Source organism: Streptomyces sp. UW30 (assembly GCF_008042075.1).
Lineage (GTDB): Bacteria > Actinomycetota > Actinomycetes > Streptomycetales > Streptomycetaceae > Streptomyces.
This window is the reverse complement of sequence record NZ_RDBN01000033.1, coordinates 157,562-169,701: the sequence shown is the minus strand read 5'-3', so window position 1 is coordinate 169,701 and position 12,140 is coordinate 157,562. Positions and strand designations below refer to the sequence as shown.

17 protein-coding genes are annotated in these 12,140 nt (G+C 73.3%); all 17 read right to left on the bottom strand.

The genetic code is table 11. The annotated features are described in order from the left end of the window. Nucleotides 1-3 precede the first annotated feature (3 nt). Entirely contained in the window at nucleotides 4-396 is a 393-nt protein-coding gene (gene uraH, locus EAO75_RS16010; protein WP_147995735.1) for a hydroxyisourate hydrolase, read from the bottom strand. 7 nt (nucleotides 397-403) lie between these two features. Then, complete coding sequence (uraD, locus tag EAO75_RS16005; protein WP_147995734.1) at nucleotides 404-913, bottom strand: 2-oxo-4-hydroxy-4-carboxy-5-ureidoimidazoline decarboxylase; 510 nt, start codon at nucleotides 911-913, stop codon at nucleotides 404-406. Nucleotides 914-1,036: 123 nt separating this feature from the next. Further along, nucleotides 1,037-1,405, bottom strand: coding sequence for a helix-turn-helix domain-containing protein (locus EAO75_RS16000; protein ID WP_147995733.1), 369 nt, complete (start codon nucleotides 1,403-1,405; stop codon nucleotides 1,037-1,039). Beyond that, nucleotides 1,402-1,653: a hypothetical protein gene (locus EAO75_RS15995; protein WP_147995732.1), complete on the bottom strand. Its 252-nt coding sequence runs from the start codon at nucleotides 1,651-1,653 to the stop codon at nucleotides 1,402-1,404. Before EAO75_RS15995 ends, EAO75_RS16000 begins: the two co-directional genes overlap by 4 nt. A 91-nt stretch (nucleotides 1,654-1,744) precedes the next feature. Next, the gene (hypE, locus tag EAO75_RS15990) at nucleotides 1,745-2,824 is read right to left on the bottom strand and encodes a hydrogenase expression/formation protein HypE (protein WP_147995731.1); all 1,080 of its coding nucleotides are present in this window, start codon (nucleotides 2,822-2,824) and stop codon (nucleotides 1,745-1,747) included. Continuing rightward, entirely contained in the window at nucleotides 2,817-3,944 is a 1,128-nt protein-coding gene (gene hypD / locus EAO75_RS15985; protein ID WP_147995730.1) for a hydrogenase formation protein HypD, read from the bottom strand. Before hypD ends, hypE begins: the two co-directional genes overlap by 8 nt. Further along, a complete protein-coding gene (locus EAO75_RS15980) occupies nucleotides 3,941-4,246 on the bottom strand; it encodes a HypC/HybG/HupF family hydrogenase formation chaperone (protein WP_147995729.1) in 306 nt (101 codons plus the stop codon). Before EAO75_RS15980 ends, hypD begins: the two co-directional genes overlap by 4 nt. A gap of 28 nt (nucleotides 4,247-4,274) precedes the next feature. Next, the gene (gene hypF, locus EAO75_RS15975) at nucleotides 4,275-6,647 is read right to left on the bottom strand and encodes a carbamoyltransferase HypF (protein ID WP_147995728.1); all 2,373 of its coding nucleotides are present in this window, start codon (nucleotides 6,645-6,647) and stop codon (nucleotides 4,275-4,277) included. Continuing rightward, nucleotides 6,644-7,426, bottom strand: a complete 783-nt coding sequence (gene hypB / locus EAO75_RS15970) for a hydrogenase nickel incorporation protein HypB (protein ID WP_147995727.1) — start codon at nucleotides 7,424-7,426, stop codon at nucleotides 6,644-6,646. Before hypB ends, hypF begins: the two co-directional genes overlap by 4 nt. Nucleotides 7,427-7,429: 3 nt before the next feature. Next, complete coding sequence (hypA, locus tag EAO75_RS15965; RefSeq protein ID WP_147995726.1) at nucleotides 7,430-7,828, bottom strand: hydrogenase maturation nickel metallochaperone HypA; 399 nt, start codon at nucleotides 7,826-7,828, stop codon at nucleotides 7,430-7,432. A 140-nt stretch (nucleotides 7,829-7,968) separates the two neighbouring features. Beyond that, nucleotides 7,969-8,082, bottom strand: a complete 114-nt coding sequence (locus EAO75_RS48580; protein ID WP_405591206.1) for a DUF6893 family small protein — start codon at nucleotides 8,080-8,082, stop codon at nucleotides 7,969-7,971. After that, nucleotides 8,079-8,615, bottom strand: coding sequence for a hydrogenase maturation protease (locus EAO75_RS15960; protein WP_147995725.1), 537 nt, complete (start codon nucleotides 8,613-8,615; stop codon nucleotides 8,079-8,081). Before EAO75_RS15960 ends, EAO75_RS48580 begins: the two co-directional genes overlap by 4 nt. Then, complete coding sequence (locus EAO75_RS15955; protein WP_147995724.1) at nucleotides 8,612-10,027, bottom strand: hypothetical protein; 1,416 nt, start codon at nucleotides 10,025-10,027, stop codon at nucleotides 8,612-8,614. The genes EAO75_RS15960 and EAO75_RS15955 overlap by 4 nt, the downstream gene beginning before the upstream one ends. Beyond that, nucleotides 10,024-10,707: a DUF6084 family protein gene (locus tag EAO75_RS15950; protein ID WP_147995723.1), complete on the bottom strand. Its 684-nt coding sequence runs from the start codon at nucleotides 10,705-10,707 to the stop codon at nucleotides 10,024-10,026. Before EAO75_RS15950 ends, EAO75_RS15955 begins: the two co-directional genes overlap by 4 nt. Further along, nucleotides 10,704-11,333: a DUF5947 family protein gene (locus EAO75_RS15945; protein WP_147995722.1), complete on the bottom strand. Its 630-nt coding sequence runs from the start codon at nucleotides 11,331-11,333 to the stop codon at nucleotides 10,704-10,706. The genes EAO75_RS15950 and EAO75_RS15945 overlap by 4 nt, the downstream gene beginning before the upstream one ends. Further along, nucleotides 11,330-11,845, bottom strand: a complete 516-nt coding sequence (locus tag EAO75_RS15940; protein WP_147995721.1) for a hypothetical protein — start codon at nucleotides 11,843-11,845, stop codon at nucleotides 11,330-11,332. The genes EAO75_RS15945 and EAO75_RS15940 overlap by 4 nt, the downstream gene beginning before the upstream one ends. Then, nucleotides 11,842-12,140 (bottom strand): nickel-dependent hydrogenase large subunit (locus tag EAO75_RS15935; RefSeq protein ID WP_187284458.1); only part of this gene is annotated, 299 nt, incomplete at its 5' end. The genes EAO75_RS15935 and EAO75_RS15940, both read right to left, overlap by 4 nt.

The window sequence follows — 12,140 nt, the reverse complement described above, 5'->3', positions numbered from 1 at the left end:
CTGCTAGCTCCCTCGGTAAACGGAGTAGCCGAACGGGTTGAGCAGCAGCGGTACGTGGTAATGCTCCCCGGGGTTCACGGCGAAGGTGATCGCCACCTCGGGGAAGAACACGGCACCGCTGTCCCGATTCGCGGGGGCGTCCTGCTGCGCATCGGCTTGCTTCTTCTCGAAATACGGCTCCACGGCGAAGTCGAGCCGTACGTGTGTGGTGCCTTCCGGCAGCGCCGGGAGGTCCTTGCACCGCCCGTCCGGGTCGGTCGCGGAGCCGCCGAGCGCCTGCCAGTCCGCCTCGCGCCCGGAGCGGGCGGAAAGGTGGATGGCGACGCCTTCGGCGGGGCGGCCGACGCTGGTGTCCAGGATGTGGGTGGACACGGAGGCGGTGGTACTGGTGCTCATGCTGCTGTCAGTCCTCTTCGACGATGCGGGCGAGCCGGATGCGGTTGATCTTGCCCAGCTCGGTGCGGACGATCTCCCGCTCCTGCTCCGGCGAGTTGCCGATCCGCTCCTTGACCGCGTCGCGCATCTCCTCGCCGGTCCGGCCGGTGGCGCAGATCAGGAAGACATGGCCGAACCGGTCCTGGTAGGCCAGGTTGAGTTCGAGCAGCTCCGCCTTGAGCTCCTCGGAGGCGCCGGCCATGCCGCGCTGCTCCCGGGCCGAGGTCGGGTCGCCCGGCTTGGGGCGGCCGATCGGCGGGTGCCCGGCCATGGCCTGCGCGAGGTCCTCGGTGCTCAGCGCGGCCATGGCGGCGTCACTGGCGGTGTAGAGGTCGCCGACGGTGGCGTAGGGGCGGGCGGCGAGCAGCCGCCGCACCCATGCCGTGGAGGCGCACGCCTCGTGGAGAGCGGCGTGGGCCGCGTGCTCCTCCAGGGCGTTGAACCGGGCCAGGCCCGGGGGCGTGGAATTCGACGTCACGGGAGCCTCCGTGGCCGCGAAGGGCCTTCGTACTGAACGGGCGTGCCGATAGCTAACGCCCTACGACGACGAGACGTCAACACTTTGTTGAAAATTCGCGGCAACGAAACCGGGCAAGCCGCCTCAGGCGTTCTTGTCACGGTTGAGATAGTTGTAGACCGTGAAGCGACTCACGCCGAGCGCGCTCGCCACGGTCTCCACGCCGTGCCGTACGGAGAAGGCACCGCGCGCTTCCAGTATCCGTACGACCTCCTGCTTGGCCTTGCGGTCCAGGTCGGCCAGCGGCTTGCCCTGCCGGCGCTCCATGGCGGCCAGGATGTGGTCGAGGGAGTCGGCCAGCTGGGGCAGGCGCACGGCGACGACGTCGACGCCCTCCCAGGAGAGCACGACGTCCTCGGGCCCGGCCTCGTCCGGCGGGAGTATCTCGCCGCCCATGGCGTCGACCAGCGGCTTCACGGCCGCGATGAAGGGCTCGTCCCCGGTGCCGGTCACTCCTCGCCCTCCCCGACCACGTTGACCTGGAGCGAGATCCGGGTGGCGCCGGCCTCCAGGGTCTTGCGCAGCAGGGCGTCCACGGCGGTGAGCACGGCGTCGGTGCCGCCCTCCGCCGTGTTCCCGAACGGGCCTACGTCCACTTCGTCGAGCTCGGCAGCCTCGATGACCTGGCGGGCGACCAGCGCGTGCGCGGGTGCCTCGTCGAGGTCGAAGGGCTCGGTCGTGAACTCCACTCTCAATCGCACGCGCTCAACCTAACGCGCGCGCGTTTGTTCGGGCAGCCCCTTCACCACCGGCGCGAGGTGTCCTGACAGGTCACAGGGCATGCCGGCCGGCTCAGCAGATCCGCGGCAGCTGCTCCCCGAGCGGCAGGTCGACCACGCGTGTGCCGCCCAGCCCGGTGCGGGCCACGACCATGCCGGGGTGTGCCTCGACGGCTTCCCCGATGATCGCGGAGTCCGCGCCCAGCGGGTGGGCCCGCATCGCCTCCAGCACGGCGTCGGCGTGCTCGCGCGGGACGAAGGCCACCAGCTTGCCCTCGTTGGCGATGTACATCGGGTCGAGGCCCAGGATGGCGCAGGCGTTCGCCACGGCGGCCGGGACGGGGACGTCGCGTTCCCTGACGACCACGCCCGTGCCGGAGGCGGCCGCGATCTCGTTGAGCGAGGCCGCGAGGCCGCCCCGGGTCGGGTCGCGCAGCACATGCAGATCCGGGGTGACGGCCAGCATGGCGTCGACCAGGCCGCCGAGCGCGGCGCAGTCGCTCTCGATCTCCACGCCGAACTCCAGGCCCTCCCGGACGCTCATGACCGCCACCCCGTGGACGCCGACGGCGCCGCTGACGATCACGACGTCGCCGGGGACGACCCGCTGCGGACGCAGGTCGACGCCCGCCGGGACGACGCCGATCCCGGCCGTGTTGAGGTAGATCCCGTCGCCGTGTCCGGCCTCCACCACCTTGGTGTCACCGGTCGCCACCTCCACGCCGGCGGTGCGCGCGGCCGCGCCCAGTGCCTCGGCGACCCGGGTGACCGTCTCCAGCTCGACGCCCTCTTCGAGGATGAATCCGCAGGAGAGGTAGGCGGCGCGGGCCCCGCTCATGGCGAGGTCGTTGACCGTGCCGTTGACCGCCAGGTCGCCGATGCTGCCGCCGGGGAAGAACAGCGGACGTACGACGTAGGAGTCCGTGGAGAAGGCCAGCCGTGCTCCGCCGAGGGAGAGGACCGCGGCGTCGCCCATCTGCGCGAGCACCTCGCCGCCGAAGGCGGGGGCGAAGATCTGCTGGACCAGTTCGGCGGAGAGGGCGCCCCCGCCGCCGTGTCCCATGACGACGCGGGGCCGGTCGCGCAGCGGGGCCGGGCACGTCCACCCCTCGACGTCCAGGGCCGGGGCGGGGAGATCGGTGGTGTCAGACAACGGGGCTCGCCTCCCGGGCCGTGGCGGCGGGCAGGTCCAGCCGCCGGTACAGGTAGTACGCCGCGCAGGCGCCCTCGCTGGAGACCATGGTGGCGCCCAGCGGTGTACGAGGGGTGCACAGGGTGCCGAAGGCGGCGCACTCGTGCGGCTTGAGCAGTCCCTGCAGGACCTCTCCGCTGCGGCACTCGGCCGGTTCCTCGGTCCGGATCCCCTCGACCGAGAAGCGGTGCTCGGCGTCGTGGTCGCGGTACTTCGGCGACAGCCGCCAGCCGCTGCCGGGGATCACCCCGATGCCCCGCCAGGCGCGGTCGGTGACCTCGAAGACGTCCTCCAGCATGGCCCGGGCGGCCGGGTTGCCCTCCGGGCGGACGGCGCGGGCGTAGCCGTTGTCGACGGTGTGCTCGCCGCGCTCCAGCTGCCGTACGGTCAGGCGTACGCCTTCGAGGATGTCCAGCGGCTCGAAGCCCGTCACCACGATCGGCACCCGGAAGCGCTCGGCCAGCTCCGGGTACTCCCCCATCCCCATCACACTGCACACGTGCCCGGCCGCGAGGAAGCCCTGCACCCGGCAGCTCGGCGACGACATGATCGCCTCGATGGCGGGCGGGACGCGGACATGGGACACCAGCATGCTGAAGTTGCGGACGCCCAGCCTGCGGGCCTGATGGACCGTCATGGCGTTGGGCGGCGCGGTCGTCTCGAAGCCGATGCCGAAGAACACCACCTCGCGGTCCGGGTTCTGCTGCGCGATCCGCAGGGCGTCGAGCGGCGAGTACACGACGCGTACGTCGCCGCCCTCGCCGCGCACCTGGAACAGGTCCCGGCCGGTGCCGGGCACCCGCAGCATGTCGCCGAACGAGCAGAAGATCACCTCGGGGCGGGAGGCGATCTCCAGCGCCTTGTCGATGACCTCCAGCGGGGTCACACAGACGGGACAGCCCGGTCCGTGGATCAACTCGACCTCGTCGGGCAGGAGCTGGTCGAGACCGTGCCGGATGATGCTGTGCGTCTGCCCTCCGCACACCTCCATCAGCGCCCACGGCCTGGTCACCGTGGCCCGGATGTCGTCGAGGAGCCGGCGGGCCAGCTCCGGGTCCTGGAACTCTTCGATGTACTTCACTGGTTGTGCACCTCTTCCGCCGGGGCCACGCCCGCCTCCGCCGCCGCCATCTCCCAGGCGTCGCCGAACTCCTCCTGGAGCATGCCGAGCTCGGCGAACAGCTCCAGCGTCTGCTTCGCCGACTCCTCGTCCAGTCGCTGGAGCGCGAACCCGACGTGGACGATGGCGTACTCGCCGACCTGGAGATCCGGCAGATACTCCAGGCACACCTCCTTGACCACGCCGCCGAAGTCGACGGTGGCCATCCGGGTGCCGTCCCGTTCCTCGATCTCCAGCACTCTGCCGGGTACCGCCAGGCACATGGGCATCTCCTGTGGGGTCGCGTGTTGCTCAGTCGTCGGTCGTCGTCCGGGCGGCCACCATCAGCTGGCCCAGCGCCAGGCCGCCGTCGCCCGGCGGCACCAGCCGGTGCCGCAGAACCGTGAAGCCGTCCGTGCGCAGGGCGGCCGAACAGGCCGAGGACAGCAGCGTGTTGGCGAACACGCCGCCGGTCAGGGCCACCGTGTCCAGCCCGTGCCGTTCCCGTGCCCGCCGGCACATGGCGTGCACGAGTGCGGCCACGCCTCGGTGGAACCTGGCCGCGACGGCCGCCGCTCCGGTGCCCGCCCGCAGGTCGCGGACGATCGCCGCGACGACGGGCGCGGCATCGGCCCGGACCGGGCCACCGTCGCCGTCGCCGTCGTGCAGCCCGAAGGCGTACGCGGTCGTGTCGTCGGCGGGCGCGCCGAGCGCGGCGGCCTCCAGCTCCACGGCGGCCTGTGCCTCGTAGCCGGCGCGGTGGCAGACACCGGCGAGCGAGGACACGGCGTCGAAGAGCCGGCCCATGCTGGAGGTGGGGACGCAGTTCAGGTCGCGCTCCAACTGCCGCTGGAGCAGCCGCAGTTCGTCGGGCGGGCAGGCGGCCGTGCAGGCGAGGTCGCCGGACCAGTCGAGGCCGGCCGCGCGCAGGTGGGCCAGCGCCATCCGGTACGGCCTGCGCACCGCCGTGTCCCCGCCGGGCAGGGGGACGTACGCGAGATGCCCGAAGCGGGTGAAGCCGGCGTAGTCCGCGAGCAGGAACTCCCCGCCCCACACCGCGCCGTCGTCGCCGTGACCGGTGCCGTCGAAGGCGACGCCGATCACCTGCCGGGTGCCGTCCAGCCCGTGCTCGGCCATCGCGGCGGCGACGTGGGCGTGGTGGTGCTGGACGCGTACGACGGCCCGGCCGGCCGCGTTCCGGTCGGCCCATTGCGCGCAGCGGTAGGCGGGGTGCCGGTCGCACGCCAGGCTCCTCGGCCGTACCCCCGTGATGGACTCCAGCTGCTCCACGGCGCGTTCGAAGGCCCACTGCGTCGCGACGTCGTCCATGTCGCCGATGTGCGCCGACAGCCAGGCCTGGCGCCCCTCGCCCAGACAGAAGGCGTTCTTCAGGTCCCCGCCGGCGGCCAGGGCGGGGCTGACCGGCAGCGGGAGGGTGACGGGCAGCGGGGCGTAGCCGCGGGAGCGCCGGAGCACCAGTTGCTCCTGGTCGCACACGCGGACCACGGAGTCGTCGCACGGCACGTGGATCGGCCGGTCGTGGGTGAGCCAGGCGTCGGCGAGGTGCGCGAGCCGCTCCAGGGCCTCGGCGTCGTCGGTGACGATCGGCTCGCCGGAGAGGTTGCCGCTGGTCATGACGAGCAGCCGGGGGCCGTCCGGGTCGCCGGGCAGCCCGAGCAGGAGATGGTGCACCGGGGTGTACGGCAGCATCACGCCGAGGTCGGGACTGCCGGGCGCGACGGCGTCGGCGGGCCGCACCGCCCCCTCGGCGTACGACGGGTCCGGGCGCCGCCGCAGCAGCACGACGGGCCGGACGGCGCCTTCGAGCAGGCGACGCTCCTCGGCGCCCAGCCGGACGAGGTGCTCGATGTCGCCCGCGCTCCTCGCCATGACGGCGAAGGGCTTGTCGCCCCGGGCCTTGCGGTGGCGCAGGAGCGAGACGGCGTCGGCGTTCGCGGCGTCGCAGGCGAGGTGGTAGCCGCCGAGTCCCTTCACGGCGAGGATCGCGCCACGGGCAAGCAGCGCGCGGGCCTCGGTGACCGGGTCCGCGCCCGCGGCGCCCTCGGCCCCCGGGACGATCAGGCGCAGACGGGGCCCGCAGGCCGGGCAGGCGACCGGCTGCGCGTGGAAGCGCCGGTCGGCCGGATCGCCGTACTCGCGCGCGCAGTCGGGGCACATCGGGAAGCCGGCCATCGTGGTGTTCGCCCGGTCGTACGGGACGTCCGTGACGATCGTGAAACGCGGGCCGCAGTGGGTGCAGTTGACGAACGGGTGGCGGTGGCGCCGGTCGGCCGGGTCGGCCAGTTCGGCGAGGCAGTCGGCGCAGGTGGCCGTGTCCGGGGAGACCAGCGTGCGGGCCGGGCCGCCGGTGCGGGAGGCGAGGATCGTGAACGCCTCGCCGCCGGTGACGGGAAGCTCCTGGTGGTGGACGGACTCCACCCGGGCCAGCGGAGGCGCCTGGACCGCGAGCCGGTCGCAGAAGCGGGCCACCGCCGAGACACTGCCCTCGACCTCGGCGACGACGCCCTCGGACGTGTTGGTCACATGCCCGACCAGGGCGAGTTCGGTGGCGAGGCCGTAGACGTACGGCCGGAAGCCCACGCCCTGCACCACTCCCCGGACGACGACCCGCCGCCGGTGCGGCGGGTCCGGGGCGACGGCGGCCGACCGCGGCGGAGCACTCACGAGCGGGCGGGGGCCGTGGCGGCGGCGTCAGCCGGGCCCGTGTGGGAGTGGGTGTGACCGTGGGCGTGGCCGTGTCCGTGGGCGGCGTCCGGGCGGCGGGCCATGACGGGCGAGTGGAGGGGCGCGCCTCCCGCCGCGGCGAGGGCGCGGTCGAGCAGCGTGCCGACGCCGTGTCCCCGGCGGGCCGAGGTCAGGAGCACCTCCACGCCCGGGTTGACGCGCTCCACGTTCGCCCGGAACGCGCCCTCGTCGAACTCCACCGCCTCGGCGATGTCGGTCTTGGTGACCACGACCAGGTGGGCCAGGCCGAACGCGGTCGGGTACTTGAGCGGCTTGTCCTCGCCCTCGGTCACGGAGGCGAGGACGACCCTGAGGGTCTCCCCCAGGTCGTAGGAGGCGGGGCAGACCAGGTTGCCGACGTTCTCCACGAACAGCAGCCGGGTGTCGTCGGGCAGCCATCCGTGCAGGTGCCCGGCGAGCATCGCCGCCTCCAGATGGCACAGCCCGTCGGTGAGCACCTGCTTGACCGGGACGCCGGAACGCGCGAGCCGTTCGGCGTCGTTCTCGGTGGCGAGGTCGGCGGTGAGCGCCGCGACGGCGACGGACCGCTCCCGCGCCAGCAGCAGTTCGCGTTCCAGCAGCGCGGTCTTGCCGCTGCCGGGGCTGGAGAGCAGGTTGACGACGGTGGTGCCACGGGAGTCGAGGTGCGTGCGCAGGAGGTGGGCGCTCGCGTCGTTCTTCGCGAGCACGGCCTGTTGCAGGTCGACGACACGGCACATGGTTCAGCACTCCTCGTGGATCGTTTCGCGGGTGGCCGCGTGCGGGGGATCGCCGTCCTCCCACCTCACCTCGGCGATCTGGAGCTCCCGGCCCGAGACCAGTTCGACCTCGGCGCCGCCGCACTCGGGGCAGCTCAGCCGGGGCGGCATGCCGACGGCCCACTCGTGCGCGCAGGGCGTGCAGCGGGCCCGTCCGGGCACCGGTTCGGTGACCAGTTCGGCGCCTTCCAGCAGGGTTCCGGCGCAGGCGAGTTCGAAGCAGAAGGCGAGGGAGTCGGGTACGACGCCGGCCAGCTCGCCCACGCGCAGCCGCACCGAGCGCACCGAGGTGACGTCCGAGGTCTGTGCGGCGGCCGTCTCCACCTGGTCGATCACGGCCAGCGCGACGGACATCTCGTGCATGGGTCCTCGTCCTCCCGGGGCGGGCCTTCATTAGAGGCGAGCGCCACAGGTGCGAGGGCCCGGCACGCCGTGGCCGGGCCCTCGGGTACACCGTTCGACGCAAGGCGGCGGCAGCCGCCGGTCGCCCGGCGGGCGTGGGTTCACATCCGGCGCATCCGGAAGTAGCGCCTGAGGTCGGGCAGCACCTGTGTCACGACGGCGGCCGCAGCGGCCAGCGCGGCTCCGGCGGCACCGGCAGCGATGATCTTCTTCATCCCGTCTCTCCTCTGGTGGAAGCTTCGGCGGTCTGGGCCTGTACCAAGGCCGGCGAGCCGCCCTGGAGCAACTCTTCGATCAGGCGAACGGCCCGGGGTACGGCCTCGGACACCGGCGGGCTGAGCCCGATGCCCTCGTCGGTCGAGGCCGGTTCGCATCCGACGACCAGGACGCGCCGGGGTGGCTGTCCGCCGGTGCCGGCGCAGAGGGTGCCCAGCAGCGCCAGGACGGTGTCGGGCGTCATGCGGTGGCCGTCGATCGCGGGAACGGCCTCGCCGGTGGAGCCGGCGCCGTCGTGCTCGATCACGTACAGCGTGCCGGGGGCCTCGCCGCGCGCCGTGGCGTCGACGAGGACGAGGGTGTCGTAGCCGTCCAGGAGCTGGTAGGCGAGGTGCACCCCGCGTACTCCGACGTCCAGGACCTCGACGTGTTCCGGCAGGTGCCGTCCGGTCAGGCGGCGGGCGGTCTCCACGCCGAAGCCGTCGTCACCGAGGAAGATGTTGCCGATGCCGGCGACGAGCGTCCGGGTCATCGGGGAGCCTCCAGCGGTGCGACCTCGTCCGGCTGGAAGTACAGGTAGCGGCCCTGTTCCCGGCGGATGTCGGCGCCGGGGTCGCCGTCGACCGTGACGGCGAGGTGGACCGTGCCGTCGACGTCGTGCAGCACCGCCTCGACGGTCGCGGCGCGGCCGTGGAGGAACAGGTCCTGTGCGTCGGTGTGCCGCAGGCCGGGGCGCAGCTCGACGCGGCTGCCCTTGCCGACCGAGTGGCCGTCGACCATGACCCTGTCCTGCTCGGGGTCGAAGCCCGCGTCGCTCGCCGGGTCCCACCAGGGGGTCTCGGGGCGCAGCACTCCCGACTCGTCGGGGAGGCCGGCGGTCTCACCGGTGACTTCGCGCAGGCCGCGTACCGCGCCGTGCAGGCGTTCCAGCACCTCGGCCGGCATCGAGTCCGCGAGGTCGATGACCGCGGCGGCCCGTGCGTCGGTGCCGCGGGCCTCGCGTTTCTCCTCGTCGGTGAGGGCGGCGGTGCGCAGGGCGAGGATCTCGTCGATCTCGGTGGCGTCGTAGAGGGCGCCAAGGCTCTCGGGGGCGATGGACGGGTGGTCCTCCAGGATGATCGGCGAGGAGAGCACGAGGTCGGTGCGGCCGGGTTCACCGGCGAGCACGGGCCAGGTGTGCAGATTGCGGCAGGCGGCGACCGCGCCCCTGGCCCACTCGGGGGGATCGGTCATCGACAGGAACGCGCCGGCGTCGAGGGCCATGAGGAGGTGGGTGGCCACCAGGGAGTGCGGCAGGGCCGCGTCCCGGTCGGCGGCGCGGCCCTCCGGGGGCGCCCAGGGGGTGGTGTTCTCGACGACGGCGGTGAGCCGCGACACCCGGTAGGGCCCGTCGAGTTCGCGCGCGCGGAGCCGCACCACCCCGCTGACCTCGGCGCTGCGCCGGACCAGCCGGCCGACCGTGCGCCCTGCCGAGTCCAGGACGGGCTCGGTTTCCTCCACGGCCGGCTTGCGGAAGGGGAACTCGGCCTCCGCGCCCAGCAGTTGCCCGACCGGCGCGACCAACTCGACGCGTTCCTCGGCTCCTTCGTCCCAGGGCACCAGCACCCGGTCGTCGAGAGGGAGTTCGGCCACGGTCTCGAAGCCGCCGTCGGGCAGGGCGCGTTGTACGGTGCGGCGCCGGGCGTGCAGGAAGCGGACCTCGACCGCGAGGGTCGCACCCGCTCTCGGCTCGATCAGGCACTCGGTGTGCTGGAAGTCGTGCTCCTCGCACTCGGCGCCCCAGGCGGGCGGCACCAGGACGCCGAACTGCCAGCGCAGCCGGTTCTTGGCGGCCGAGGCACGGTAGGGGTAGAGCACATACCCCTCGAAGAGCACGGCGTCGGCCACCTGCCGGGCGAGGGCGAGGCGCTCCTCGGTCGCGGGCGCGAACGCGGTGGCGGTCACGGCTCGGTCCTTCCGGTGGTGCCGGTGAGCGTGCGGAAAGGGTCGTTCGCCGGTGGCCGGGCACCGGCGAGCAGCGCCTTGACGGTCGCCTCCCAGGACGGCAGCGCGTGCCGGGACCGGTAGGCGAGCAGGGCGTCCATGGTGTCGCCGGGCAGCCGGATCCAGCCGCAGCCGGGGAAGTGCTGCTCGACCATCTCCCGCCAGGTGGCGACCGGCATCCTGAAGGACGCCTCGCGGTCCCACGGGACGGGCTCCACCCGGAAGCCCCCGGTGCCGGTGAACGCCGTGCCGGAGAACAGCATCAGCAGCGGGACCTCGCCGTCGGTGAGGGCGTCCAGATAGCGGGTCGCGGCGATGTCCATGTCGTAGGTGCAGGGCACGACGAGGTCGGTCTCGGTCTCCCCGGTGAACGCGGAGACCATCAGCGGGACCTGTGCGAACTGCACCGGCTGGAGCGTGCTGCCCCAGCGGGAGCGTTCGCCGAAGAGGTCGGTGAGCCCGTCGGCCTCGGCGGCCGCGTAGCCGCGGCGGGCGGGTTCGATGCGGATCTGGCAGCGCAGCGCGACGGCGTGCACGGGAGTGTCGCCGGACGCGGTGACGCGCAGCCGGAAGACGAGGGTGGGGCCGGCGGCGTACCGGTCGGCGCGCACGCCGACGCAGGCGAACGAGAACTCGGTCACGGCCGCTCCGCCTCGTCCAGGAGCCGGGCGCGGCGCCGGACGTCGTCGAAGAAGGCGTCCAGCGCGGCCCGCGCTTCCGCGCCGCCGTCGAAGCCCTGCCACAACAGGCGCATCCGGCCGACGAGTTCGTAGCAGACGTCGATCGGGACGAGGTGGCACTCGAAGGCGTCGCCGGTGCGGCGCAGCAGCAGTGCCTCCACGTCCGGTTCGAGGAGTCCGGCGAGCCGGCTGCCGCCGAGGACCTCGTCGAAGGCGGCCGGTTCGAGTTCGCTCTCGGTGGCGCCCGCCGGACTGGGGTAGAGGGCGACCAGCCGGTCGAGCGCCGCGTTGCGGAAGAAGAACGCGACGCCGACCGGGATCCGCAGCGCCTCCCACGCCCGCTCGTCGAGGCGGTGGCCGGGATCGGTGAGGTAGCGGGCCGGGACCGCGCGGAAGCGGCCCGCGGCGGCGCCGGGTTGCTCCATGAGCAGCGCGCAGGCGGCGCAGGCGCACGCGAGGGCGCGCTGTTCGACGTCGACCAGATGCCGGTGGTCCTCGGGCACCGGGGCCGCGCACAGCTCGCATCGCTCGGGCTGCGGCGGACGCTCGGTGAGGAACCTGCGCAGGCCGACCGTGGCCGCGGTCACCGGGCTTTCGTCCCGATCTGCAGCAAGGCGGGCGCCGACTCCAGCTCGACGGCCCTGACCTCGGGCGCGAAGCAGGCGAGCGCCGCCTCGACGGCCTCCCCGGCGCCGGTGCCCGAGCCGCAGCCGCAGCCGCCGCTCGCGGCCGCCCGCAGCCGCAGGGTGCCCGTCTCCTCGTCGAAGCCCACGACGTCCAGGTCTTGCTGGCGCGCACTGTCGAGGGCCCGGCCGATGCGGGTGTCGCGGTCCTCGGGGTGCAGGTCGTGCAGGACCAGCAGGCTCGCGACGAGCTCGTCGCCGAGGAGCCGGGGAAGCGGTTCGCCGGGGGCGGCCGACAGCAGTTGCAGGACGCGGGCCAGTCCGGAGCCGTAGAAGTCCATGAGGGACCGGACGAGTTCCTCGGCCGCGGCGGCGGTGGCCGGGTCGCCGCTCGCGGACAGCCGGTCGAGGATCTCCTCGATGCGGCGGCCGGTCTCCTCCGCGCTCGCCGGCCGCGCCGTCGTCGTCGCGCTCATCCGCCCAGTCCGCTCAGGCCGGTGGGCACGTGCAGGCTCTTCACGGTCTTGCCGCCGCCGACGTACATGTGGACGCCGCAGGGCAGACAGGGGTCGAAGCTGCGCACGGCGCGCATGATGTCGATGCCCTTGAAGTTCTCCGGGGAGTTCTCCTCGAAGATCGGGGTGTTCTGCACGGCGTCCTCGTACGGGCCCGGGGTGCCGTAGCTGTCGCGGACGCTGGCGTTCCAGGGGGTGCGCACGGCGTCCCGGTCGCCGAGCCAGATGTTGTCGCCCATGCCGATCTTGCCGATCT

What these genes read in the sequence shown, in the direction of transcription:
- hypA (WP_147995726.1), bottom strand. Translation starts at nt 7,828, where the DNA reads ATGCACGAGATGTCCGTCGCGCTGGCCGTGATCGACCAGGTGGAGACG.
- EAO75_RS15940 (WP_147995721.1), bottom strand. Translation starts at nt 11,845, where the DNA reads ATGAGCGCGACGACGACGGCGCGGCCGGCGAGCGCGGAGGAGACCGGC.
- uraH (WP_147995735.1), bottom strand. Translation starts at nt 396, where the DNA reads ATGAGCACCAGTACCACCGCCTCCGTGTCCACCCACATCCTGGACACC.
- hypB (WP_147995727.1), bottom strand. Translation starts at nt 7,426, where the DNA reads ATGTGCCGTGTCGTCGACCTGCAACAGGCCGTGCTCGCGAAGAACGAC.
- EAO75_RS15980 (WP_147995729.1), bottom strand. Translation starts at nt 4,246, where the DNA reads ATGTGCCTGGCGGTACCCGGCAGAGTGCTGGAGATCGAGGAACGGGAC.
- EAO75_RS48580 (WP_405591206.1), bottom strand. Translation starts at nt 8,082, where the DNA reads ATGAAGAAGATCATCGCTGCCGGTGCCGCCGGAGCCGCGCTGGCCGCT.
- EAO75_RS15960 (WP_147995725.1), bottom strand. Translation starts at nt 8,615, where the DNA reads ATGACCCGGACGCTCGTCGCCGGCATCGGCAACATCTTCCTCGGTGAC.